At 57.7% G+C, this 23996-nt stretch carries 21 protein-coding genes, 4 tRNA genes and 1 pseudogene; 13 read left to right on the plus strand and 13 right to left on the minus strand.

The features are described from left to right. Positions 1-145: 145 nt before the first annotated feature. From asnS to DW171_RS01990, 11 genes are all read left to right on the plus strand, one after another. A complete protein-coding gene (gene asnS / locus DW171_RS01940) occupies positions 146-1549 on the plus strand; it encodes an asparagine--tRNA ligase (RefSeq protein ID WP_117635367.1) in 1404 nt (467 codons plus the stop codon). Between the two features lie 249 nt (positions 1550-1798). After that, a complete protein-coding gene (locus tag DW171_RS01945) occupies positions 1799-2584 on the plus strand; it encodes a hypothetical protein (RefSeq protein WP_117646067.1) in 786 nt (261 codons plus the stop codon). Between the two features lie 160 nt (positions 2585-2744). Then, positions 2745-3725: an ABC transporter substrate-binding protein gene (locus tag DW171_RS01950; RefSeq protein ID WP_118270271.1), complete on the plus strand. Its 981-nt coding sequence runs from the start codon at positions 2745-2747 to the stop codon at positions 3723-3725. Positions 3726-3929: 204 nt separating this feature from the next. Next, on the plus strand, positions 3930-4853 hold the full coding sequence (locus DW171_RS01955) for an ABC transporter permease (protein WP_022093886.1): 924 nt from the start codon (positions 3930-3932) through the stop codon (positions 4851-4853). Next, positions 4846-5640, plus strand: a complete 795-nt coding sequence (locus DW171_RS01960; protein WP_022093887.1) for an ABC transporter ATP-binding protein — start codon at positions 4846-4848, stop codon at positions 5638-5640. The genes DW171_RS01955 and DW171_RS01960 overlap by 8 nt, the downstream gene beginning before the upstream one ends. 157 nt (positions 5641-5797) lie before the next feature. Continuing rightward, positions 5798-7825: a bifunctional UDP-sugar hydrolase/5'-nucleotidase gene (locus tag DW171_RS01965; protein ID WP_118270272.1), complete on the plus strand. Its 2028-nt coding sequence runs from the start codon at positions 5798-5800 to the stop codon at positions 7823-7825. A gap of 128 nt (positions 7826-7953) precedes the next feature. After that, positions 7954-8721, plus strand: a complete 768-nt coding sequence (locus DW171_RS01970; protein WP_118270273.1) for a mechanosensitive ion channel family protein — start codon at positions 7954-7956, stop codon at positions 8719-8721. Between the two features lie 93 nt (positions 8722-8814). Beyond that, positions 8815-10731, plus strand: a complete 1917-nt coding sequence (locus DW171_RS01975; protein ID WP_118270274.1) for a BMP family ABC transporter substrate-binding protein — start codon at positions 8815-8817, stop codon at positions 10729-10731. Continuing rightward, a complete protein-coding gene (locus DW171_RS01980; protein ID WP_118270275.1) occupies positions 10728-11438 on the plus strand; it encodes a metallophosphoesterase in 711 nt (236 codons plus the stop codon). Before DW171_RS01975 ends, DW171_RS01980 begins: the two co-directional genes overlap by 4 nt. A 232-nt stretch (positions 11439-11670) precedes the next feature. Then, positions 11671-12231 (plus strand): RNA polymerase sigma factor, encoded by a 561-nt coding sequence (locus DW171_RS01985; RefSeq protein WP_117583099.1) that lies wholly within the window; start codon positions 11671-11673, stop codon positions 12229-12231. Continuing rightward, positions 12212-13342, plus strand: coding sequence for a DUF4179 domain-containing protein (locus DW171_RS01990; RefSeq protein WP_118270276.1), 1131 nt, complete (start codon positions 12212-12214; stop codon positions 13340-13342). The genes DW171_RS01985 and DW171_RS01990 overlap by 20 nt, the downstream gene beginning before the upstream one ends. A gap of 351 nt (positions 13343-13693) precedes the next feature. Here DW171_RS01990 and DW171_RS01995 read toward each other — a convergent pair whose 3' ends face one another. From DW171_RS01995 to DW171_RS02055, 13 genes and pseudogenes are all read right to left on the minus strand, one after another. After that, on the minus strand, positions 13694-14344 hold the full coding sequence (locus DW171_RS01995) for an isocitrate/isopropylmalate family dehydrogenase (protein ID WP_233502585.1): 651 nt from the start codon (positions 14342-14344) through the stop codon (positions 13694-13696). After that, a pseudogene (locus DW171_RS02000) lies at positions 14268-14987 on the minus strand (hypothetical protein). The gene DW171_RS01995 and the pseudogene DW171_RS02000 overlap by 77 nt, the downstream one beginning before the upstream one ends. A gap of 312 nt (positions 14988-15299) precedes the next feature. Further along, complete coding sequence (gene rplA, locus DW171_RS02005; protein WP_117736544.1) at positions 15300-16007, minus strand: 50S ribosomal protein L1; 708 nt, start codon at positions 16005-16007, stop codon at positions 15300-15302. 117 nt (positions 16008-16124) lie between these two features. Further along, entirely contained in the window at positions 16125-16553 is a 429-nt protein-coding gene (rplK, locus tag DW171_RS02010) for a 50S ribosomal protein L11 (protein ID WP_022093893.1), read from the minus strand. Between the two features lie 120 nt (positions 16554-16673). Beyond that, a complete protein-coding gene (gene nusG / locus DW171_RS02015) occupies positions 16674-17210 on the minus strand; it encodes a transcription termination/antitermination protein NusG (protein ID WP_006234984.1) in 537 nt (178 codons plus the stop codon). A 3-nt stretch (positions 17211-17213) separates the two neighbouring features. Further along, positions 17214-17552, minus strand: a complete 339-nt coding sequence (secE, locus tag DW171_RS02020; RefSeq protein ID WP_089572519.1) for a preprotein translocase subunit SecE — start codon at positions 17550-17552, stop codon at positions 17214-17216. A 76-nt stretch (positions 17553-17628) separates the two neighbouring features. Beyond that, positions 17629-17704, minus strand: a tRNA-Trp gene (locus tag DW171_RS02025). Positions 17705-17717: 13 nt separating this feature from the next. Next, positions 17718-17867 carry a 50S ribosomal protein L33 gene (rpmG, locus tag DW171_RS02030; protein ID WP_022093895.1) on the minus strand — a complete coding sequence of 50 codons (150 nt, stop codon included), beginning with the start codon at positions 17865-17867 and terminating at the stop codon, positions 17718-17720. 279 nt (positions 17868-18146) lie between these two features. Further along, positions 18147-19337, minus strand: coding sequence for an elongation factor Tu (tuf, locus tag DW171_RS02035; RefSeq protein WP_089572520.1), 1191 nt, complete (start codon positions 19335-19337; stop codon positions 18147-18149). 96 nt (positions 19338-19433) lie between these two features. Then, a tRNA-Met gene (locus DW171_RS02040) sits at positions 19434-19510 on the minus strand. 3 nt (positions 19511-19513) lie between these two features. Further along, positions 19514-19589, minus strand: a tRNA-Thr gene (locus DW171_RS02045). 10 nt (positions 19590-19599) lie between these two features. Beyond that, positions 19600-19681, minus strand: a tRNA-Tyr gene (locus DW171_RS02050). A gap of 430 nt (positions 19682-20111) precedes the next feature. Beyond that, positions 20112-20945, minus strand: coding sequence for a MurR/RpiR family transcriptional regulator (locus tag DW171_RS02055; protein ID WP_158550121.1), 834 nt, complete (start codon positions 20943-20945; stop codon positions 20112-20114). 151 nt (positions 20946-21096) lie between these two features. Here DW171_RS02055 and DW171_RS02060 point away from each other — a divergent pair, with 151 nt between their 5' ends. Further along, positions 21097-22515 carry a glycoside hydrolase family 1 protein gene (locus DW171_RS02060; RefSeq protein ID WP_117646059.1) on the plus strand — a complete coding sequence of 473 codons (1419 nt, stop codon included), beginning with the start codon at positions 21097-21099 and terminating at the stop codon, positions 22513-22515. A 9-nt stretch (positions 22516-22524) separates the two neighbouring features. Beyond that, a complete protein-coding gene (locus DW171_RS02065; protein ID WP_117563793.1) occupies positions 22525-23925 on the plus strand; it encodes a PTS transporter subunit EIIC in 1401 nt (466 codons plus the stop codon). The last annotated feature ends 71 nt before the right edge of the window (positions 23926-23996 follow it).

Genomic DNA, 23996 nt, shown 5'->3' on the forward strand with positions numbered 1-23996 from the left:
CAAGCGCCCGCGACCATTTGGCCGCGGGCGCTTTTCGTTTGAAAAACCATCCCGCCAATGCCTTATCTGTATAGCCCAAATGAGCCGAGCTGCTAGAATATCGAACTGTATGGATAACTATCATTCAACCGTTATGGGAGGATACGTGAACCGCACCAAAATCGCGCAGCTCTATGCCGATGCCGAGTCGCTCGGCGGCCAGACCGTCACCGTCGCCGGCTGGGTCAAGTCCGTCCGCGACATGAAGAACTTTGGCTTTGTCACGCTCAACGACGGCAGCTGCTTCCGCGACCTGCAGGTCGTCATGAACCGCGAGGCGCTCGACAACTACGACGAGATCGCCCATCAAAACGTCTCGGCCGCACTCATTTGCACCGGCACCGTCAAGCTGACCCCCGATGCGCCCCAGCCCTTCGAGCTTTCTGCCACCTCCATCGAGGTCGAGGGCGTCAGCGCTCCGGATTACCCGCTGCAGAAGAAGCGCGCAACCGTCGAGTTCCTGCGCACCCAGCAGCACCTGCGCCCGCGCACCAACCTGTTCCGCGCCGTGTTCCGCATCCGTTCTGTCGCGGCTGCCGCCATCCACCGCTTCTTCCAGGAGCAGGGCTTTGTCTACGTCAACACCCCCATCATCACCACGAGTGACTGCGAGGGCGCCGGCGAGATGTTCCGCGTGACCACGCTCGACCCCAAAAATCCGCCCCTCACCGAATCCGGCGAGGTTGACTGGAGCCAGGACTTCTTTGGAAAGCACGCGAGCCTTACCGTATCCGGCCAGCTCAACGCCGAGAACTTCGCCATGGCCTTTGGCGACGTGTACACCTTTGGCCCCACCTTCCGCGCCGAAAACTCCAACACCACGCGCCACGCCGCCGAGTTTTGGATGATCGAGCCCGAGATGGCCTTTGCCGACCTGAACGACTACATGGATAACGCCGAGGCCATGCTCAAGTACGTCCTTAAGGACGTTATGGCCACCTGCCCCGACGAGCTCAATATGCTCAACAAGTTTGTGGACAAGGGTCTGCTCGAGCGCCTAGACCACGTGGCAAACTCCGACTTTGCCCGCGTTACCTACACCGAGGCCGTCGAAATCCTGGAGCAGGCCGTCGCCGCCGGTCACAAGTTTGACTATCCCGTGAGCTGGGGCATCGACCTGCAAACCGAGCACGAGCGTTTCCTGACCGAGGAGCACTTTAAGCGCCCGACCTTCGTAACCGACTACCCGGCCGAGATCAAGGCGTTCTACATGCGCATGAACGAGGACGGCAAGACCGTCGCCGCCGCCGACTGCCTGGTGCCGGGTATCGGCGAGATTATCGGCGGCTCCCAGCGCGAGGAGCGCCTGGATCTGCTCGAGGCCCGCATCAAGGACCTGGGCATGAATCCCGAGCAGTACAAGTACTACCTTGACCTGCGCCGCTACGGTTCCTGCAAGCACGCCGGCTACGGTCTGGGCTTCGAGCGCTTGGTCATGTATCTGACCGGCGTGGGCAACATCCGCGACGTCCTGCCGCACCCGCGCACCGTGGGCAACGCCGACTTCTAATCGCCACAGCGCCACCAAACACGTTCCAGCGCATCACGCCAGCGCCTCTCGGCAAGCCGAGGGGCGCTTTTTTCAACAGCATCCGTCAAGCTTTTGGCAAGTTTTTGGTCAGTTGAGCAGGGCTGTTGAAAACTCGACCCGCCGTTTGCCGACGACTACCGACCGCCCAGAGCGCCCTGCGCCCCTGGGAAAGCCCCACGTCCTAGGCTCCATACCGTCGCCACCCAAAACGGAAAGGACGTGGGCACCATGACCGAAGCCGCTGTTGAAACCTACGACACCACGACGAGGGGCGCCGCCTCGATGGCAGCCTATCGCGCCGTTCGCATCCTGCAACTATTAAGCGAAAACACCGGCGAGGACAAGGCCATGCTTTCCGATGAGTTGATCCGGTGCCTCGCCCATCCCGACGACCCCGCCCGCATGCCCATCTCGGCGGCGCGGCGCAGCATCTACACCGCCATCTCCGCGCTTCGCCATGCCGGATACGAAATTGAGTACAAGCGCGGCGTGGGGTATCGGCTCTTGACCCGTCCGCTCACCGACGAAGAGATCATCCGGCTCCACGGCATGGTCATGCGCAACCGCTCTACACCCATCGCCATTCGAAAAAGCATGGCGCAGCACCTGGTTGCCATGGCGAGTGCCGACGTTCGCGGCTACCTCGATGCGCCCGAGCCTGCTCCAAGCGCAGACGGCAAATCCACCAAGGCCACACGCACGCCCGTCAAGCGCATCGATGCCTGCGAGCTCATCGAGCAGGCCATCGACCACGGAACCACGGTGAGTTTTGATATTTCGAGTGTCACGGCACGCGGAGAGGTCGAAGTGGCGCGGATGACACTCCGGCCCTTTGCCATCAAGCAACGAGACGGCATCTCGTATGTGCTGGGAACGGTCTATGACGCGCGAGGCGCCGATGACACGTTGCGTACCGTAGAGATCGGCCGAATGAGAAACGTCACCACACGTCTCCTCGACGGCAAGAAGCTCTTCGCCGCCCTGGACGAGGACGACGCCTCCTCCGCCGCATAAGACCCTCCGCCGCCCATTCGACTACCCGTACCGCCCATCCGATTCTGTATTAAAAAACCCGCCAGGCTGTTGTAAAAATGGACATCAGCGCTACTATAGTCCCACTTGCACTTTGTCCCAGTGCAGTGTTTCCAGCCATTTTTATACTGGGGGTAATGATATGAAGGACATCACCATCAGCCGCAGGAGCCTTCTGGTCTCCGCCGGCCTGCTCGCGCTCGCCCCGCTCGCCGGATGCGGCGGCAACTCTGGTTCCGGCTCTGCTGCCGCCGGTTCCGACTACACCATCGGCGTTCTGCAGCTCACCGAGCACTCCGCACTCGACGCCGCCAACGATGGCTTTGTCAAGGCCATCAAGGAGAGCGGTCTTAAGGTCAAGATCGATCAGAAGAACGCCCAGAACGACCAGTCCACGTGTAAGTCCATCGCCGACAAGTTTGTGGGCGATGGCGTCGACCTGATCTATGCCATCGCTACGCCCGCCGCGCAGGCTGCCGCCGGCGCCACCGCTGATATCCCCATCGTTGGCTGTGCCATCACCGACTACGCCGCTTCCGGCCTGGTCCAGGACAACGACAAGCCCGGCACCAACGTCACCGGCGCCTCCGACCTCACCCCGGTCGCCGAGCAGCTCGAGATGATGCAGAAGGTCCTGCCCGACGTTAAGAAGGTCGGCCTGCTCTACTGCACCGCCGAGTCCAACTCCGACGTCCAAATCAAGGCCGCCAAGAAGGAACTCGACAAGCTTGGCCTGGAGTACACCGACTTCACCGTCTCGAGCTCCAACGAGATTCAGTCCGTCGTCGAGTCCGCCGTGGGCAAGGTCGACGCACTCTACTCCCCCACTGACAACACCATCGCCGCGGGTGCTTCGCAGGTCGGCCAGATCTGCAAGGAGAACAAGCTCCCCTTCGTGACCGGCGAGGAGGGCATGTGCACGGCCGGCGGCCTGTTCACCCTCTCCATCAACTACGAGGACCTGGGCTACGCTGCAGGCGAGATGGCCGTTAAGATCCTGAAGGGCGAGGCCAAGCCCGAGGATATGCCGATCAAGCACCTCTCGAGCAAGGACCTGGTCGTCTTCAAGAACGACGAGATGGCCGAGGCCCTAGGCATCGACCTTTCCGCTCTGGACGAGTAGCGCCATGCGCGGGAACGCGTCTAGGGCCCGCACGCGCGTCACAGCCGCGTTATTCAATATCTGAGTCCTTGGGGCGAACGCTAAAGACCGGCGTTCGCCCTGCTTGTTTCGGATGAGACAAAACATCCGTCCGCCGCTCTTTTATGCATTGGTACCGCTATTATGGAAAATCACGTGTCCACCCTATCCTAGGAGGTATGAAGCATGCTCATTGCATTGCAGGGCGCCGTTTCGCAGGGCGTCCTCTGGGGCATCATGGTGCTTGGCGTGTTTATCACGTTCCGTCTGCTCGACATCCCCGATATGACCTGCGACGGCAGCTTTGCCCTCGGCGGCTGTGTCTGCGCCGTGCTCATCGTCAACAATAACGTTGACCCCTTGCTCGCCGTGCTGGCCGGCATGTGCGCCGGCGCCATCGCGGGCGCCGTCACGGGCATCTTGACCACCGTCTTTGAGATTCCCGCAATCCTCGCCGGAATCCTCACCCAGATCAGCCTGTGGTCCATCAACCTACGCATCATGGGCAAGTCCAATACGCCCATCCTTGCCAAGGGCACCATCTTCTCATCCGTCAGCCACATGACGGGCCTGCCGCAGTCCACTGTTGCCATTATCCTGGGCATTGTGCTGGCCGTGGCCATCGTCGCCATCCTGTACTGGTTCTTTGGCACCGAGATCGGCTCGGCGCTGCGTGCCACCGGCAACAACGAATACATGATCCGCGCCCTGGGCGTCAACACCAACTCCACCAAGATGATCGCCCTCGTGCTCTCCAACGCCCTTATCGGCCTTTCGGGTGCGCTCATCTGCCAGAGCCAGAAGTACGCTGACATTGGCATGGGCACCGGCGCCATCGTTATCGGTCTTGCCGCCATTGTTATCGGCGAGGTGCTCGGTCGCCTGCTGCCCGGCGGTCTGACGCAGTTTAGCGTCCGTCTTGCCTCTGCCGTCTTTGGCTCCGTGGTCTACTTCCTCATCCGCGCCATCGTGCTGCAGCTGGGCATGGACGCCAACGACATGAAGCTGCTCTCCGCCGTGATCGTTGCCGTGGCCCTGTGCGTGCCCGTGGTTTGGGAGCGCTACAAGCTCCGCAGCTCCTACACGAAGGGAGATGAGGCAGATGCTTAAGCTCTCGCACGTCAAGAAGACCTTTAACAAGGGCACCGTCACCGAGAAGCGCGCACTCACCGGCGTCGACCTTACCCTGAATGATGGCGACTTTGTAACCGTGATTGGCGGCAACGGCGCCGGCAAGTCCACGCTGCTCAATATGATCGCCGGCGTGTATCCGCTTGATTCGGGTGTTATTGAGCTCGACGGCACCGACATCTCGCGTCTGAGCGAGTCGCAGCGCGCCAAGTACCTGGGCCGTGTGTTCCAGGACCCCATGCGCGGCACCGCAGCCGACATGCAAATTGCCGAAAACCTGGCCCTCGCCAAGCGCCGCGGCCAGCGTCGCGGTCTTTCGTGGGGCGTCACCAAGGCCGAGAAGGACGAGTACGTTGAGCTGCTCAAGCGCCTGGACCTCGGTCTGGACACGCGCCTCAACGCCAAGGTCGGCCTGCTCTCGGGCGGCCAGCGCCAGGCACTCACCCTGCTGATGGCCACGCTCACCAAGCCGCGCCTGCTGCTGCTCGACGAGCACACGGCGGCCCTCGACCCCAAGACGGCCTCTAAGGTGCTCAACCTGACCGAGGAGATTGTCGACGAAAACCATCTGACCACGCTCATGGTTACGCACAACATGAATGACGCTATCCGTCTGGGCAACCGTCTGATCATGATGCACGAGGGCCATGTGATCTACGACGTGGCCGGCGACGAGAAGAAGTCGCTCACCGTAGCCGACCTGCTGCAGAAGTTCGAGGAGGTCTCGGGCGGCGAGCTCGCCAACGACCGCATGCTGCTGAGCTAAACCTACCAAAAAGGGACAGGTTTATTTTGGCAGGTTTTATCTGCGCAAACGTCAAAACCGCCGCAAAGGGACAGACGCCCTTGCGGCGGTTTTCGCATATTATGTCGATAATCCGATATTCAACCAGACTTTCTGGCTAAGGACTAAGGAAACTGCCATGAAAAGACTCCCCCGCCTTGCGTTAGCCGCCGCGTTGTTTGCCGGCGCGCTCGCAGGCATCCCAAGCCTCGCTTTCGCAGGGAACCTGCCCGCCGCTATTGACGGCTCCGTGGCCGTCATGCACACCAACGACATCCACGGCAGCTACAAGTACAGCTACAACGAAAGCAAGGGCACCGGCACTGTGGGCTTTGACGGACTGGCGGTTCTCTATAGCGCCCAAAGCAGCGCCCCCGATCTTTTGCTCGATGCGGGCGACACCTTCCACGGACAGTCCTTCGCCACCATGAGCGAGGGCAAGAGCATCGCCGAGCTCATGGACACCTTCTACGCCGACGGCTACGACGCGACCACGCCAGGCAACCACGACTGGAGCTACGGTACGGACAAACTCCGCACCATAACCGGCTACAGCACCACCGGCACGCCCTTCGCCATGCTCTGTGCGAATGCGAAGTCTACGAGCGGCGTATGGAGCTCGAGTATCACCAAGACGCTCGATCGCACCTGGGAGGATAGCGAAGATCACTCCACATTCGACTACAAAATCAAGGTCGGCGTCGTGGGTGCCATGGATGAGTCGCTGGAATCCTCGCTGCGCGCGGACCTGGTCGCGGGTACGTCGTTCTCGAGTGCCGCGAACGCCATCAATGCCGAGGCCAAGCGACTGCGCGAGACAGAGGGCTGCAACGTTGTCGTCTGTATCGCGCACACGCTCAACGCCAAGACCTTTGCTGCAAAGCTCGTTGGGGTCGATGCACTGGTCGCGGGCCACGAGCACATCAACTTAGACGAAAACGTGACGGGGGCTGACGGCAAGTCGGTCCGCGTCGTCGAAGCGGGCAGCGCCTTTGCCGAGGTGGGGCTGCTTTCCATTCCGTACAAGTACGACACGAATGGCACCGAGACGACCGACGATGACACGGTCACGGTCCCTGCAGACGGCAGTGACGAGAAGCTCTACACCGCCAAGAACGTCAACGACCTTTTGGCAGACCCCGACAAGGGCTCCGACTACCAAAGCCGCCTTGAAGCCGTCCGCAACAAGATCAAGCCGCTCGACGGGGCTTTTGAAAACGAATCGAACAAGGTGCTCGGCACATCCACCACCAACTATTTCTACGGCGAGGACGCCGCAGGCACGCATGGTTGGGAAATGGTGCGCACCACCGATTTCCGCCCCAGCAAGGAGGGCGACACCACCAAGGCCCAGACCATCGGCCATGTGATCTGCGGCTCCTATCTTGACCTGACGGGCGCAGACCTTGCCATCGAGAACGCGGGTGGCATCCGCGGCGGCATCGCTGCAGGCGATGTGACCGCAGGCAACGTCATCGCTATCTCGCCCTACGGCAACACCGTGGAGACCTGGACCATGACCGGTGCGGACTTCCTCGCAGCGCTCGAGCATTCGCTGCAGATCAGCGACGAGTGCAATCACAGTTATGAGCTTCAGCAAGCCTACGTGGCAGCCGGCCATACCGAACAGGAAGCGCAAGACAAGTACAAGTGGCGCGATGACTCTGGCAGCGTTCTCTCCTTTGGCGGCATCAACGTGACGATTGATTGGACGCAGCCCGAAGGCAAGCGCATTGTGAGTGCCACACTCGCCAAGGACGGCAGCACGCTCGATCCCACCAAGACCTATACCGTCGCCACCAACAACTACATCATTACCAACACGACCGACTTCCCCACCTTCGCACACGCCACCAAGCGCACCGAGTGGGGCACGTGTGAGGCGGCGCTGAGGGCGCTGATTGGGCAAAACGGCTGGGAGAGCAAGATGGCCGGACTCGCCGGCACCATCAGCTTCGGCTCCGCAGCCGTGGACCCCACGCCCACACCGGCCCCGACGCCTAAGCCCTCGCCTAAGACGGGCACGACGACCACGAAGGTCATCACCAAGAAGACGACCGGCAAGCTCGCCGCAACGGGAGACCGCACGCTGGCAGTAGTTGGCACGTGCCTTATCGGCGGCATCATCGTCATCATTCTCGGCATTATCTGGAAGCGTCGACGCTAAGCTACACCGCCGGGCCTTGCAGCCCCGCTGCATAAACCTTATATCGAGCACAGAAGCCCGTCCGAATTTGATCGGACGGGCTTCTTGGTGGGTATCATGGTTGGATGATCATGAGGAGGTTTCCCTACATGGAATTGTTTGAGCCAATTCTTCATTTCTTTGCACAACGATGGGTCCACAACATCATCTGGGCCGGTATCTTGGCCATCGGCACCGCCGTTGCCGCCAAAATCGCGTCCAAGACCCTGCACCACCTGCTTAACCGCGATGATAACCCGCTCCCAGCATCGAGCATCTTCATCAACATCACACGCGCCGTCATCTGGATGATCGGCGGCAGCTTTATCCTCGACAACTGTTTTGGAATTAATGCAAACGCCCTCGTCGCCGCTCTTGGCGTCGGCGGCATCGCCATCTCGCTCGGCTTTCAGGACACGCTGTCGAACCTTATCGGCGGTATGCAGGTGACCTTCATGGGCATCATCAAGCCCGGCGACAATATCGAGGTCGGCGGCGTGTCGGGCGTGGTCCAAGACATCACCTGGCGCCACACGACCATCGAGGACGCCTGCGGGCAGACCATCATTGTGCCCAACTCCAACATCTCCAAGAACACGCTCGTACATCTGATGCCCTTTGGGCGCGTGGCCGTGCCCGTTGCCGTAAAGGACACGTCTAAGTGGGCTTCCCTTGACGCGCTGGCAGACGAGCTCACGAGCGCAACCAAAACGGCCGTCTCGCCCATCTCTGGCTTTGACAAGGAGCCGTACGTGCTCTTTAGCGAGATTGGCGACTTTGGCATTAAGGGCAAAATCATCTTTATCGTCAGCGACGATAGCACCACTTTTAAGGCAGCCGACGCCTGCATTCGTGCCATCGCCCCCATCATCGCCTAAACTGCCACAAAGGGGACAGGCACCTTTGTGGTAGTTTCGCATCGTGGTACCATGGTTCATATCGTTGTTTAAACGACTAAGGGAGTTGACACCATGGAAGAGGCCTATCGTCAAGCACGCAAGCGCGGCGAGCAGGGACGCCGTCGCGCCATCAGCCAAAGCGAGCATCCGTACCTCACGGACCTCGACAGCTTGGTTGCCCAGCTCCCCTTAGGTCAGCGAGAGAGCGTCGGCCTGCGGGATATTCCGCTCGAAATGGTCGTCGGCACGGTTACCAAGGGCCGTCAGTCTGCCTTTTCGTGCAACTTTATGCCCCTGTTGCCATTTAGCACCGAGTTCGCCCGCAAGTGGTCCAACCTCTACGACATCCAGGTGACCGAGGGCTATCGCGACCCCATCATCGTCACCGAGTTCATGCATCGGTTCTACGTCCAAGAGGGCAACAAGCGCGTCAGCGTCCTCAAATTCCTGGACGCCCCGACGGTTTCGGCCAAGGTCACCCGCCTCTACCCTGGAAAATGGGATTCCGTCGAAAGCCGCCTCTATGGCGAGTTCTGCGCGTTTTGGCGCGTCTGCCCCCTATACGAGATCGAGTTCTCGCGTGAGGGAAGCTACGAAACGCTCGCCAAGATGCTCGGTCAGAATCTTATCGAAAAATGGCCGCAGAAAAAGGTCGACTACCTGCGCCACACCTTCCTGCTCTTTAAGCGCGCCTACCTGCGCGCCGGCGGCGACCATCTGGACATTACGCCCGCCGACGCTATGCTCGTCTACCTCAATGTGTACAACCAGGACCGCCTGCTGGATACGCCGACGGATATCGTCGTAAACCGCCTGTGCAAGATTTGGCGCGAGTTGGTCATTGCCGGCAAAAGTGATGAGGAGAAAGTCGATCTTGTCGAGGCACCGAGTGTCGATGAGGAAGAGGCGCCCGCCAAGTCCACCTCCGGCGTGCTCAACTTCTTTATGGGCAAGACCGTCTACTCAGCGGCCAGCCCCCTGCGCATCGCCTTTATCCATGAGTTCCCCTGTGCGACGTCGAGCTGGGACAGCCTGCACGACCAAGGGCGTCAGTATCTCGATGAGCACTTTGGCGGTATCGTGCGCACCGAGGCGTTCGAGGACTGTCACAATCCGGACGTGTTCTACGCCGCCGTGGAAACGGCTGTCAAACACGGAGCTAACGTCATCTTCTCGACCTCGCACCGCCTGATGGAATACACGCTCAGAGCTGCCGTTGAGTATCCCCAGACTCGGTTCCTTAACTGCTCTATCGGCCTTCCCCACCAAAGCGTCCGTTCGTACTTTGGCAAGATGTACGAGGCCAAGTTCCTCCTGGGCGCCCTTGCCGCCAGCATGGCGGACAACCACCGTATCGGCTACCACGCGTCGGTCTTCGCCTCGGGCGCGCTTAGCGAGATCAACGCCTTTGCCATCGGCGCCTCGCTGCTCGACCCCCGCGCGCAAATTATCCTGACCTGGGGCGATGTGCCCGCCGGAGGCCTTGCCGAGGCCATGTGCCGCGAAGGCGTGAGCGTCATGACCGGCGCTGACATGTCAAAGTCGCTCGTAGACCCTACGGCCTACGGACTCCATCGCCTGGTCGATGGCAAGGTCGTCGGCATCGCCATGCCGGTCTGGAACTGGGGCCGATACTACGAGCTTATCGTTCGCAGCCTTCTGCACGGCACGTGGGACGAGACCAGCGACGACAACCAAGTGCGCGCCGTCAACTACTGGTACGGAATGAGTTCCGGCGTTATCGACATCCGTTACGCTCCGGGCCTACCCTACCAGACGCGCAAACTCGTGCAGTTGCTCCGCAACGGCATTGTCGAGGGCTCCATCAACCCCTTTGGCGGCGAGCTCCACAGCCAGAACGGCGTGGTACAGATCGAAGGCTTCCCTCCGCTGCCGAGCACGCAGATTGTCGAGATGAATTGGCTGGCGGACAACGTGGTGGGCACCATTCCGCAGCTCGACGATGAGCCGAAAGTCCCTGCCCTATGAAAATCCTTGCCATAGCCGATACCGAAGAACGATGCCTTTGGGAGTGCTTTCGCAAGGAACGCTTTGAGGGTGTCGACCTGATTTTGTCCGCCGGCGATCTGGACCCGGACTATCTTGAGTTTTTGGTTACGGTCATCAACAAACCGCTCATCTACGTGCGCGGCAATCACGATGACCGCTACGCACGTCATGCACCGGGCGGATGTATCTGCGTGGAAGACAGCGTGTACACGTACCGAGGGATTCGCATTGCGGGCCTTGGCGGGTCCATGCGTTATCGCGACGGCGCCAACATGTATACCGAACGCGAGATGTCCAAGCGCATACGTAAGCTGTCGCGTAAGGTTAGGATGGTCGGCGGGTGCGACATTCTGCTTACCCATGCACCCGCCGCCGGTATGGGTGATCTGGACGATCTGCCGCATCGAGGGTTTGAGTGCTTTAACACGGCGCTTGAGTCCTGGGGGGCCGACTACATGGTGCATGGGCATGTACACCAAAGCTACGGTTACGATTTTCAGCGCGAGCGGCAGCATGTGTGTGGAACGACGATCATCAACGCCTGCGGCTATACGCAGTTTGAGCTCGACCAGACGCGCTACCCCATCCGTGGCTGGCAGGCAGCCTGGCTCAATTCGCAAACCATGCGCCGCGAGCTCAAACGCCACGAGGCCATCGAGTCCTCGACCGCCAGAACCCCCTGGTAACTGCCAACAACCACCACGAAGGGGATAGGCACCTTTATGGTGGTTTTGCTGACTCGTCCGACCTGTCCATCACGGTGCTTGTGTAATTAACGAGAACACTCATTGTTTTGTAAGGACGGCGCTCACGTGCCGTCTTTTTTTGTCAACTTATGCAGTCTCGACCGTGTTGTATGTAGAGGGACCTCGCGAGACGCCTTCCCTATATCCACCACGACCAATTGGAGGTGACACTATGCCTGCACGCCGTAACCGCAATAGCACGCTCCGATGCGATGCCGATCAGATCGAGCGGGAAGCAAAGCGCTTGGTCGACACGTATTCCGACCTCATCCTTCGATTGTGCTATTCGGCCCTTGGATCCGCTGACGACGCTCAAGACATCTGCCAGGACACGCTGATCAAGATTCTCCAACGCACTCAACCGTTCGACTCGCTCGAACACGAACGTGCTTGGGTGATCCGAGTCGCACTGAACGCATGTCGCGATATCGGCCGTACGCACGCGAATCACCCGGTTGTCGACCTCGATTCGCTCCCCGATTTCTGCGCACCCGTAACACATACCGAGCAAGAATTCGCGCAACGCGACTGCGCCATTCTTTCCGCTGTCACGGCCCTGCCTCAAGCACAGCGCATCGCCATCTTTTTGCACTACTACGCAGGCATGAGCATCAGGGAAATCGCAGACGCCGTTCACGCGACGCCAGCTGCAACCGCCCAGCACCTTAGCCGCGGACGTGCGTCACTTCGGCTTTCCTTGAAAGGAGACCACAATGACTACGAATTCGAATGACTATCGCCACGCCCTGGAGCACATTTCGTTTACCGATAATGCGAAGCAGCACATGGCAAACTCGATTGCTCAGTCCGTCGCCTCAAGCGATGCGGCGACCGCTCAAAGCAACTTTAATGGCACGCGACGCAAGCCGCGCATCGCCCGCCATCCCGTAAGAACAGTCGCTCGCATTGCCGCTGTAACGGCAGTCCTCGCTATCGTCATTGGAGGCGCTGGCACGGCTATGGCAACAGGCGTCCTGCCGCTTCCTTCTGACATGCTTTCCGACATCTTTGACGGACCTGCTTCTCAAACCGAGATCATCGACCGTATTGGCCGGCCCGTCGGTGCTAGCTGCTCCAACAACGGAGTCACCGTGACCGCCGACGCCATCATGGGCGACAAGGATATGGTTACCATCGCCTATACGCTTACGTTCGACGATCCCGCTGCCCTGAAAAAGCTTTCCGAGCCGGGCGAGAACGGAACTATCGCCGGAAGTGTCGATGGAAACGTATACGTTGATGGCGAGCATGGCGGCCAAGGCCAATCATGGCTCATTGACAAGAACCCCAATGACTCCAGCATTCAATACTTTGCACAGTTCAGCGTTGAATCACCCGGCCTTATGGGCAGGACCGTCCGCACGCATATCAGCTCTCTCGTTGTGCCACGTGCTAGCAAAGAGCTTCCCGAGTATAAGAAAATACTTACGGGCCCATGGGATCTTAAGTTCCAGCTGAATTACGAAGATACATCCGTTACGATTCCCGCGCCCAAATCGGTCAACTTTAACGGCACCAAGGCGACGATTCAAGAGGCCACCGTATCCTGCGTTGGCGTTTCAGTCCGCTACAACATAGATCGTTCCATCGAACGCGACAACAACAGCGGCAAGATGTCTCAAAACATGGAGGAGTCTATGGATGCCGTTGGCAACATACCCCTCATCGTGACGTTCAAAGACGGTCATGTTGAGGACGCAACCAGCCACAGCGGCTATTTCGCAAATAAACTGGATAACGGCACCACTGATGTCCACAAGACCTGGCCGTTCTCGCAAGTTTGTGACACAGACAAGATTGCAAGCGTACAAATTGGCGATACGGTCATTCCCATGAATTCGTAACGCTACGCGGCTCGTATATGCACCCGGTTCCGCACTTCGCGTCTAAAGATGCGCTGTCATCGAGCAGCGTGAGCGCAAGGCCGCCCGTATGGTCGGCTGGGAACACCTCGTTGCGCTAAAAACCACCACGAAGGGGACCGGCACCTTTGTGGTGGTTTTGCTGACTCGTCCGACCTGTCCCAACGGTTTGTCTCAATCTGTAACAGGTAGGGCCCAAATAATCGGTTAGCTGTTACAGATCGAGACAGACCACGGATGCTCAGCCGAAAATCTCAATCTGTAACAGGTAGGAACGATTTTGCCCCTTAGATGTTACAGATTGAGATATTTGACAGCTTGAATCGGCATCGCCTACAGCGCGGCGACGACCTTGTCGCCCATCGTCGTGGTGCCGAGGATCTTATCTGCCGGGGTGTTGACATCGGCGATGTCACGGGTGCGCCAGCCCTCGTCGAGCACGCGCGCCACGGCGCTCTCGATCCACGCGGCTTGCTCGCCCATGTCGAGCGCGTAGGTCAGCAGCATCGCCACCGACAAGATTTGAGCCAGCGGATTGGCCACGCCGAGCCCCGCGATGTCAGGAGCGCTGCCAGCGCTCGGCCCAAACAGCGATACGCCATCATCCAGCGAGGCAGAGGCAAGCATACCGAGCGATCCGGTAATCTGAGCCGCCTCATCGGACAGGATGTCGCCGAACATGTTCTCCGTCACCACGACGTCAAAGTCTGCCGGTCGACTGATGAGCTGCATGGCGGCGTTGTCGACGAGCAGGTCCTCAAGCTCCACGTCGGAGTACTCCTCGTCTTGCACGCGATGCACGATCTCGCGCCACATGCGGCTCGTCTCCAGCACGTTGCGCTTATCAACGCTCGTCACCTTGCCGCGACGTTTGCGCGCCGCCTCAAATGCCTGGCGCGCAATGCGCTCAATCTCGTACTCGCGATACTCCATCACGTCGACCGCACGCTGACCGGCCGCACCCGCAGCGCCCGCGCAGGTCACGGATGCGGGCGCCAAAGTCCCACGGCATGTTGTAGCCCATCGTATCGGGGATGTTCACGACCGTGGCACCGGCCTTTACGGCCGCCTCGATAATGCGCACCAGAAACTCCTGATCGGAGCGGCCGGCATCCTCGGCATAAAACTCAACATCGTCAACGAACTTGCGAGCATGTTTGATGGCATGGATCGCTCACTCAATTGCCCTTTCCTCAGTCATATGGAGCTTGTCGCGCAGGTGACTGGTGCTCACACCCAGCCCTGTATGGATACGGGGCCTCTGGGCCGTTTTGAGCGCCTCTGCAGCCACTTCGATATCCCTGTCGACAGCGCGCGTCAGGCCGCATACCGTGCATCGGTCGCCCGCAATCTTGCCAATCTCCTGTACGGAGCGAAAGTCACCAGGACTCGAGATGGGAAAGCCCGCCTCGATAACGTCCACGTTCATGCGCACCAGCTGGCGGGCGATGAAGAGCTTTTCCTCGGTATTCATGCTGGCGCCCGGCGACTGCTCACCGTCGCACAGGGTGGCGTCAAAGATTGTGATTTTGCGGCTTATATGTTCCTCCTGATTGACCGTTTTATGACAGATGGCTTTCAGGAGAGAGAGAAGGCCTAGAGATAGAAAAATACCCGTGTCGCTCATCACGCCTGAAAGCGGCAGACGATAGCGCACCCGGGTACAACAAATCGTTATAGCGAGATTACAACCCTAGCGCGCTATCCAATCTAGTAGCGCTAGGCCTAGGAGCTGTTGCGTGTTCTTAAACATGTTGGGCTCCCTTCGGCCTCGGGTAGTACTACATCGCGCTAAAGTACAACACAAGTAAAACCACCACAAGGGTGCCTGCCCCCTTCGTGGTGGTTTCGTTGACTCAAAAGCAAGAGACCCGGTCTTGCACGAGGCAGAACCGGATCTCTTTAGCAATGCTTGCTTTGCTCAGGCAGTAACTGTTAGTTACTCAGCCAGGAAGTCGCGCTGGATAGCGGGATCGACCTTGACGCCAGGGCCCATGGTGGAAGACACGGAGATGGACTTGACGTACTTGCCCTTAGCAGAAGAGGGCTTGACGCGCAGGATCTCGGTGTACAGGGCAGCGTAGTTCTCGACGAGCTGCTGCTCGGTGAAGGACTTCTTGCCCAGGGGCACGTGGCAGATGCCGTAGCGGTCGGCGCGGTACTCAACGCGGCCAGCCTTGAGCTCGGAGACCATCTTGGCGACGTCCATGGTCACGGTGCCGAGCTTGGGGTTCGGCATGAGGCCACGGGGACCAAGGATCTTACCGATGCGGCCAACCTTGGCCATCATGTTCGGCGTAGCGATAGCGGCGTCGAAGTTGATCTCGCCCTTCTGAATCTGGGCGACAAGCTCGTCGGAACCGATGATGTCGGCGCCGGCAGCCTCAGCCTCGCGGGCCTTCTCGCCCTCGGCGAAGACGGCAACACGAACGGTCTTGCCGGTGCCGTGGGGCAGGGAGATGGAACCACGGATGTTCTGGTCAGCCTTACGAGTATCGATGCCCAGACGGAAGTGGGCCTCGACGGTCTCGTCGAACTTGGCGGTGTCGAGCTCCTTAATGAGCTTGGCAGCCTGAAGGGGGGTGTAGAGCGTGGCGCGATCGATCTTCTCGGCAGCGGCGTTATAGCTCTTACCATGCTTAGCCATGTGCATTACCTCCTGTGGTTAAACGGGCGTGAGCCCTCCCACATCGTATCGTGTGCCCTATTGCACACATTTAACGGGCGCCCAGGTCGGAGCACCCGTCGTTACCATAAGAAATCGCTACTCAGCGATGGTGACGCCCATGGAACGGGCGGTACCGGCGATGATCTTCTTGGCGGCGTCAATGTCGTTGGCATTGAGGTCCGGCATCTTGATCTCGGCGATCTTGGTGAGCTGCTCCTGGGAGAGCTGACCAACCTTGTCGGCCTGGGGCTTAGCGGAACCAGACTTGAGGTTCAGCTCCTTCTTGATGAGGTGAGCCGCCGGCGGGGTCTTGGTGATGAAGGAGAAGGACTTGTCCTCGTAGACAGAGATCTCAACGGGGATGATGTCGCCCTTCTTGTCCTGCGTCTCGGCGTTAAAGGCCTGGCAGAACTGCATGATGTTCACGCCAGCAGCGCCCAGAGCGGGGCCGACGGGAGGAGCGGGGTTAGCTGCACCAGCAGGAATCTGGAGCTTAATGACGTTGGCAACCTTCTTCTCAGCCATGGTCATTCCTTTCGAATCACGAGTGTGAAGTACTTGCTATATCGTAAGCACGCACGTGTTAGAAGCACTCCTGAGATGAGCAGTCACAGAAGAAGCACGCTCGCGCGAACGGACGAAAACTTAAGCGATGACAGCGACCTGGTTAAAGTCGAGCTCGACCGGCGTCTCGCGGCCAAAGATCATCAGCGTGACCTTGAGCTTGCCAGCCTCGGTGTTAACCTCGGAGACCTTGCCATCAAAGTCGGTAAGCGGGCCATCGGTGACGCGGACGGACGTGCCGACCTGAATATCAACCGAGGTGCGCTTGGGCGAATCGCCCTTACCGGGACGACGAGTCATCTTGTTGTACTCGTCGCGGGAAAGCGGAGCGGGCTTGCCGTTGCCGCCCAGGAAACCGGTGACGCCAGGCGTGTTACGAACGCACGTCCAAGCATCGTCATCCATCTCCATGCGGACCAGGACATAACCCGGGAAGATCTTGGAATCCTTGGTCTCACGCTTGCCACCCTCTTTAATCTCGGTGACGCGCTCCATAGGAATCTCGATATCAAAGATACGGTCCTGCATGCCCATAGTCTCGATGCGATGCTCGAGATCGGACTTAACGCGGTTCTCGTATCCAGAGTAAGTGTGAACGACGTACCAACGCTTAGACATGGTTTAGCCCCTCAATCCAGAGAACAGAGCAAGAGCCTCGCCAAAGCCAGCATCGAGCAGAGCGATGACGACGCCGACGACGATCAGAGAAGCGCAAACGACGACCGAGTAGTTCACGAGCTCCTTCTTATCGGGCCACGTGACACGCTTCATCTCGGACTTCACCGAAGCGAAATACTTCTTGGTGCGGGCGAAGAAACCAGGCTTCTCGTTCTTCTTAGACTTCGCAGCCTTCTCGCTCTTCTTGGCAACGGCCTTCTTGGCCTCAACCTTGGAGTTGGCGGCAGCGTTGTTGGCAGGCGCCTGCTGCTGTGCCTTCTTCTTGTTCTTCTTGTTGGCCATTTGGGTTACCTCCGCGCAATGCGCTTATACATGAGTAAACCGTAAGCCCCCAAGTGGGAGCTTACGGAATAATGACTGGCACGCCAGGAAGGACTCGAACCCTCAACACTCGGTTTTGGAGACCGATGCTCTACCAATTGAACTACTGGCGTATATGACTAGAGACTAGCGAGTCTCTTTGTGCAGCGTGTGGTGACGGCACCAGGGGCAATACTTCTTGATCTCCATACGATCAGGCATGGTCGACTTGTTCTTGGTGGTCGTATAGTTGCGGCGCTTGCACTCAGTGCACGCAAGAGTAACTAGAGTACGCATGTATCCTGAACCTTTCATTTCCGCCCCGTACGGGCACGAGTTGTTACTTTATCAGCTCCACGTAAGTGCTGTCAATGAAAACCTCGAGTCAATTGGTTCTCGGTGGATCCATTCATATTTGGAACACATCAATGAAGCCATCGAGATCTAATCGACGGTGCATCCAGGACCATTATCGATCCTCTCGACACCAGCAACGGCTCAATATCCATTGCAGAAAAGAACCCGGCACCCAAATAAGTGCCGGGTTCTCTAAGTCAGCTATATCAAAGAGCTAATTTACTCAATGATCGTGGAGACGATGCCCGAACCGACGGTGTGGCCACCCTCGCGGATAGCGAAGCGCAGGCCCTCCTCCATGGCGATCGGGTGGATGAGGTCGCCCTCGATGGTGATGTGGTCACCAGGCATAGCCATCTCGGTGCCCTCGGGGAGCTTGACCGTACCGGTAACGTCGGTGGTACGGAAGTAGAACTGAGGACGATAACCATCGAAGAACGGGGTATGACGGCCGCCCTCCTCCTTGGTCAGAACGTAGATCTCACCGGTGAACTTGGTGTGCGGGGTAACCGAACCGGGCTTGCAGAGAACCTGGCCGCGCTCGATGTCCTCGCGCTTGATGCCGCGGAGCAGCAGACCGACGTTGTCGCCAGCCTCGCAGAAGTCCATGGACTTACGGAACATCTCGATACCGGTAACGACGGTGTTCTGGGTATCCTTGATGCCGACGATCTCGACGGGCTCGTTGAGCTTGAGCTCACCGCGCTCGACACGGCCGGTAGCAACGGTACCACGGCCGGAGATGGTCATAACGTCCTCAACGGCCATCAGGAACGGAAGGTCGTTGTTACGAGCAGGCGTCGGGATGTACTCGTCGACGGCGTTCATGAGCTCGCGGATAGCGTCCATCCACTTGGCGTCGCCCTCGAGAGCGCCCAGAGCGGAACCACGGATGACGGGGATGTCGTCGCCGGGGAAATCGTACTCGGAGAGGAGCTCACGGGTCTCCATCTCGACGAGGTCGATAAGCTCGTCATCGTCGACCATGTCGCACTTGTTCAGGAAGACGACGATGTAGGGAACGCCGACCTGACGGGCGAGCAGGATGTGCTCGCGAGTCTGAGCCATGGGGCCGTCGGTAGCAGCGATGACCAGGATAGCGCCGTCCATCTGAGCAGCGCCGGAGATCATGTTCTTGACGTAGTCAGCGTGGCCCGGGCAGTCAACGTGAGCGTAGTGACGGGAAGCGGTCTCGTACTCGACGTGGGAGACGGAGATCGTAATGCCGCGCTCGCGCTCCTCGGGAGCCTTGTCGATGTTCTCGAACGCAGTGAAGTCAGCCTTGCAGCCCTCGGTCTCGGAGAGAACCTTGGTGATGGCAGCGGTCAGCGTGGTCTTGCCGTGGTCGACGTGACCAATGGTGCCGATGTTAACATGCGGCTTAGTGCGCTCAAACTTCTCTTTGGCCATAAAGCCCTCCTCTTAACAGGTCGTCCCCGGACGGGACTTTGCCTTTATACCATAGTGGCCTCTCAACATACTATTGAGAAGCCACCGTGTTACCTATGGTAGCGGTGACTGGATTCGAACCAGTGACGCCACGGGTATGAACCGTGTGCTCTAACCAACTGAGCTACACCGCCGGATGGAGCCTGCAACCAGACTTGAACTGGTGACCTCTTCGTTACCAACGAAGTGCTCTACCGACTGAGCTATACAGGCACTTGACGGGTGGGAGCTATAGGATTCGAACCTATGTAGGCAGAGCCAACGGGTTTACAGCCCGTCCCCATTAACCACTCGGGCAAACTCCCAATCGTTCAAGTATCCGCAGGTCCTTTGGTCTTTTGGACCGCCGCCCCCGCGAACGAAAAAGATAATACGATGCAACCTTGGGGGCTGTCAACGAAAACCTCTAGATACACGGTTCCGGGCGTATCTATATAGCCGTGACCTGCGGTTTTATTGAGTTTGGATATGAAGGACGGTGGTTTTGGATACAGAGGTGACATTTCCCAAGGTAACACTTTGGCGTAGTGGAGTACACCTTCAGGATCGAACTTCGATAACAGCCTATTTGCACCTATATATAGGTCGAGATCGGGCTTCCTTGGCAAATTCGAGCGTGGATATTCTCCCGTTTGAAATCGAGCGTGGACAATCTCCCACTTTTGGCGTGCCACTGGGCCCAAAGTGGAAGATTATCCACGCTCATTCTCCAGGCGGGAGAACTATAGAGCCGAACTACTCGGGCCAGGCCAAAGTAGACCCATAGAGCGGCTCCCCCTTGGTGCAGGGGTAGCGACTCAAGTAACACGACGATAGCAAGTCGAAGAAATAAGTCATGGCATATTTCGAATAAACGCCGAGTCGGTCAATTCCGTTTCCCGCATTACCAAGACGATATACACGGTCAAAAGACCTCGATTTGTCATCGTTGCTAAACGCAGTAATTAGAATCTTCCTGCCCGAACGGCAATCAAGATACTCACGTGCCTGTGACGCAAATAGCCCGGAGACCGATACGAGAATTATCAATGACTGCGAAACGTCTCCCATGTTTTTCAATTCCGCGACGTTAGCCCCAGCAACTATGCGAACTATCTTGCCCGCATAAAACATTTCCTGCTGAAATCGTACGAGATTGGCGCTCACATTATTGGTGCACCAGATTTCAACGTTTTTATGTCCATCAATTTCGTCGGCAAGGTGCTTAATAGCGATATCGGACACGCCGCTTTCAACCTCAGCGAACATCTCGATCATGCGAACGTCGAGCTCTGCCCTGTACTCCTCGTAGCCAAATTCCTCCTCTCGATGGCTTAAGTCGCTTGGAAAGACTGATTGAGTAAATGATTCTTTCAAATCGCTAAGAGACTGGTAGCCCAATCGATTGCAGAAACGACGAACAGCGGAACGGGTCACGAATGCATCGCGGGTTATTGCGGCAACATTGATTTCGCTCGAACGCCTAATGTGAGCGATGAGATATCGAGCGATGGCGGCATCGTTTGACCCAAACTCGCTGTTGATGATTGAGCTAATGCGATTGAGCACATCGAAGTCATTGATATTCACGTGATCCCTCTTTCCGCTCTCCTCGAAATCATGGTTCATTTATTGAATCAAACAGCTTTGGTCGTTCTCCTATGATTCAAATCAGTTGACGTCATCTTAATCGTAATTCCGCCACACGTATCCACCGTGTTGAATGATGGAAAGGGGATTCATGGACAACGTGAACAACATGCCGTTTCTCTGGGGTTCCGCCACGGCGTCTTATCAGTGCGAGGGTGCCTGGAACGAAGACGGCAAAGGCCTTGGCGAGTGGGATTTCTTTAGCCACACAAGCAATAAGAACATCAACCATGTTGACGGTGATGTATCTTGCGACTTCTACCATCGCTATGAAGAAGATATCCGCATGATGAAAGAAGGCGGACAAAACACTTATCGCTTCTCTCTTTCATGGAGTCGAATCATCCCCACGGGTATCGGCGAAGTGAATGAAGAGGGTATCGATTTTTATAATCGGGTCATTGATTGTTGCCTCGAAAATGGCATAGAGCCCAACGTTACGCTGTTCCATTACGATCTACCATTCACGCTTGCTTGCAAAGGCGGATGGCTGAACAACGACATGGCAGAGTGGTTCTGCAAATACGCCAAGATTTGCTTTGAGCGCTTTGGAGACCGCGTCAAAATCTGGGCTACCGTTAACGAGCCGCATTTCTACAGCTACTGCGTAAACATGTTGGGCAACTATCCCCCCAATCGATCGCTCGACGTTCAGTCGTACATGCAGTTTCAGTACAACCTGATGCGCGCGAGCGCACTCGCAGTCCGAACATATCGTCAAATGGGCTACGACGGCATCATCGGCGCCGTCCACGATGGCGGCGTTGTCGAACTCGACCCGGCAACCGAGCACCCTGATGACGTATTTCGATACGCAGACTTTTTCGCCAATCGCATGATTCTGGCACCAGCGCTTCAGGGTCAACTGCCGCCAGAAATGGACGAAATCCTTGAAAAACTTGGCGTCTCGCTCTATCGATCCCCAAATGACGTAGAAGAATTCAGAGACGGTAAAGTCGATTTTATTGGACTCAACGTGTATTGCCGAGAGTATGTAACCGACTGGCACGGTGGAGAGCTTGCCGTTTCGGCGAACAATAAGGGCGGTTCGAGCAAAAAGGTCGAAGGAAAATGCATTGCGCCCTTGTTTGAAAGCGCCCGCGACAGCAATGTTCCCCGCAATAAATGGGGCCGCGAAATACTCCCAGGTTGCATGTATTCAACCATCATGGATGTCCACGAGCGCTATGACGCGCCCCGCATCTTTATTACGGAAAACGGACATGGCGCCTATGAGCAACCAGACGCAGACGGAATGATCCACGATGATGACCGCATCGAGCTTCTGGGCCAGTTCATCGAGCACATGATGAGGGCTAAGCGCGACGGCGCGCGCGTTGAGGGCTACTACCTCTGGTCGACGATGGATCTGTATAGCTGGATCAACGGCTACGAAAAACGATACGGACTTGTCCATATCGACTTCGAGAACAATCTGGAGCGCACCCCCAAAAAGAGCTGGTATTGGTACCGAGACCTTATCTCGAAGTATCAGGAGCAGGAAGGTTAGGAGAAAGAGATGAAATATCAGGCAATGTCCGAAACAGTCCTAAAGGCTGTTGGCGGCAAAGAGAACATTACATCGGTAACTCATTGTGCGACGCGCCTTCGCATCGACGCACGAGACACCTCGATCATCGATCTCCAGCTCGCCAAATCGGCCGATCAGGCGCTCGGGGCAGTAGTCAGCGGTGGCCAGCTTCAGGTGATCATCGGCCCCAACGTCACCGAGGCTTACAACGACTTCCTCGACTTCGCGGGAATCGAAGTCGGCGGTGGCACGGTTGCCGACGATGCCCAAACCGCCAAAGACCTTGCAGAAGGCATTAAAAGCGGTAACACCGCCATGGGCTTGATTGAGAAATTCGGGAACGTCTCTGCACAGGTATTCATGCCCATCGTCCCGGCGCTCATCGTTGGCGGACTCATTCTTTCGATCAAGAATCTCCTGGTCAATTATTGCGGATTGAGCACCGATAGCGGAACCGCCCAGGTCCTGTTGGCGATCTTTAGCGCTTCGTTTAGCTTCTTACCCGTTTATCTTGGTTATCAGCTCGCAGCCGTCATGAAGATGCAACCCATCATGGGCGCATTGCTGGGCGCGTTCATGATCAGCTCGTCCATTAGCGGTGCCGAGGGTCTCGACTTTCTTGGTATTCCCATCCCGACGAACGACTATTCGAGTACGGTAGTGCCCATCGTACTGGGCGTTGTATTCATGTACTTTGTCGACCGCGGCCTTCAGAAGATCATTCCCGACGTTACCAAACTGTTCTTGAAGCCGCTGCTCACCATGATCATCGTCGTGCCCGTCGAGCTTATTATCCTTGGCCCCGCCGGCAGCATGATGGGCTACGCGCTGAGCGATGCCGTCACGTGGCTTATGGACAACGTGGCATTTATCGCTACTCCGATCCTGGCAGCCCTTAACCCCTATTTCGTCATGCTCGGTCTCGATAAGGCTTACATCGCAATCGAAGTTACGAGCCTGGCGCAGCTCGGTTGGGCACCCATTATCTTTGGATTCATCTCGAACCTCTGCATTGGCGGCACGAGCCTCGCCCTGGCAACTGCCATGAAGGGAAACAAAGAGAAGAGGGGTATGGTCACCACGGTTGCCGTCACCGCACTCTGTGGCGTAACCGAGCCCGCGTTCTACGGTTGCCTCATCGAGCGTCCCCGCCTGCTTGTCGGCACGGCAATCGGCGCGCTCTGCGCTGGACTCCCTGCAGGCATCTTTGTTCTGAAAGAGTATGTTGCGGGAGCATGCCCCGGCCTTCTTTCGGCACTCATCTTTATCGCTCCCGATGGGTCCATGGGTAACTTCGTGCTGGCATGCGTTGTCGCCATCATCGCCATCGTCGTCTCCTTCATCGCTGCACGCGTGATCATCAAGAAGAACCCCAGCTATATTGAGTAGATGCCCGCTGTTTGCATTGGGGACATCCTCGGCAGACCATTAGCAAGAACCCAAGAAGTTCCTTAGGAGCT

Source organism: Collinsella sp. AM15-2, from assembly GCF_003471985.1.
GTDB lineage: Bacteria > Actinomycetota > Coriobacteriia > Coriobacteriales > Coriobacteriaceae > Collinsella.

Coding starts and splice junctions, on each gene's coding strand:
- rpmG (WP_022093895.1), bottom strand. CDS start 17,867: ATGCGTACTCTAGTTACTCTTGCGTGCACTGAGTGCAAGCGCCGCAAC.
- DW171_RS01965 (WP_118270272.1), top strand. CDS start 5,798: ATGAAAAGACTCCCCCGCCTTGCGTTAGCCGCCGCGTTGTTTGCCGGC.
- DW171_RS01990 (WP_118270276.1), top strand. CDS start 12,212: ATGACTACGAATTCGAATGACTATCGCCACGCCCTGGAGCACATTTCG.
- DW171_RS01975 (WP_118270274.1), top strand. CDS start 8,815: ATGGAAGAGGCCTATCGTCAAGCACGCAAGCGCGGCGAGCAGGGACGC.
- DW171_RS01955 (WP_022093886.1), top strand. CDS start 3,930: ATGCTCATTGCATTGCAGGGCGCCGTTTCGCAGGGCGTCCTCTGGGGC.
- DW171_RS01970 (WP_118270273.1), top strand. CDS start 7,954: ATGGAATTGTTTGAGCCAATTCTTCATTTCTTTGCACAACGATGGGTC.
- DW171_RS02060 (WP_117646059.1), top strand. CDS start 21,097: ATGGACAACGTGAACAACATGCCGTTTCTCTGGGGTTCCGCCACGGCG.
- tuf (WP_089572520.1), bottom strand. CDS start 19,337: ATGGCCAAAGAGAAGTTTGAGCGCACTAAGCCGCATGTTAACATCGGC.
- nusG (WP_006234984.1), bottom strand. CDS start 17,210: ATGTCTAAGCGTTGGTACGTCGTTCACACTTACTCTGGATACGAGAAC.
- DW171_RS01960 (WP_022093887.1), top strand. CDS start 4,846: ATGCTTAAGCTCTCGCACGTCAAGAAGACCTTTAACAAGGGCACCGTC.
- DW171_RS01980 (WP_118270275.1), top strand. CDS start 10,728: ATGAAAATCCTTGCCATAGCCGATACCGAAGAACGATGCCTTTGGGAG.
- DW171_RS01945 (WP_117646067.1), top strand. CDS start 1,799: ATGACCGAAGCCGCTGTTGAAACCTACGACACCACGACGAGGGGCGCC.
- secE (WP_089572519.1), bottom strand. CDS start 17,552: ATGGCCAACAAGAAGAACAAGAAGAAGGCACAGCAGCAGGCGCCTGCC.
- DW171_RS01950 (WP_118270271.1), top strand. CDS start 2,745: ATGAAGGACATCACCATCAGCCGCAGGAGCCTTCTGGTCTCCGCCGGC.
- DW171_RS02065 (WP_117563793.1), top strand. CDS start 22,525: ATGAAATATCAGGCAATGTCCGAAACAGTCCTAAAGGCTGTTGGCGGC.
- rplA (WP_117736544.1), bottom strand. CDS start 16,007: ATGGCTAAGCATGGTAAGAGCTATAACGCCGCTGCCGAGAAGATCGAT.
- DW171_RS01985 (WP_117583099.1), top strand. CDS start 11,671: ATGCCTGCACGCCGTAACCGCAATAGCACGCTCCGATGCGATGCCGAT.
- rplK (WP_022093893.1), bottom strand. CDS start 16,553: ATGGCTGAGAAGAAGGTTGCCAACGTCATTAAGCTCCAGATTCCTGCT.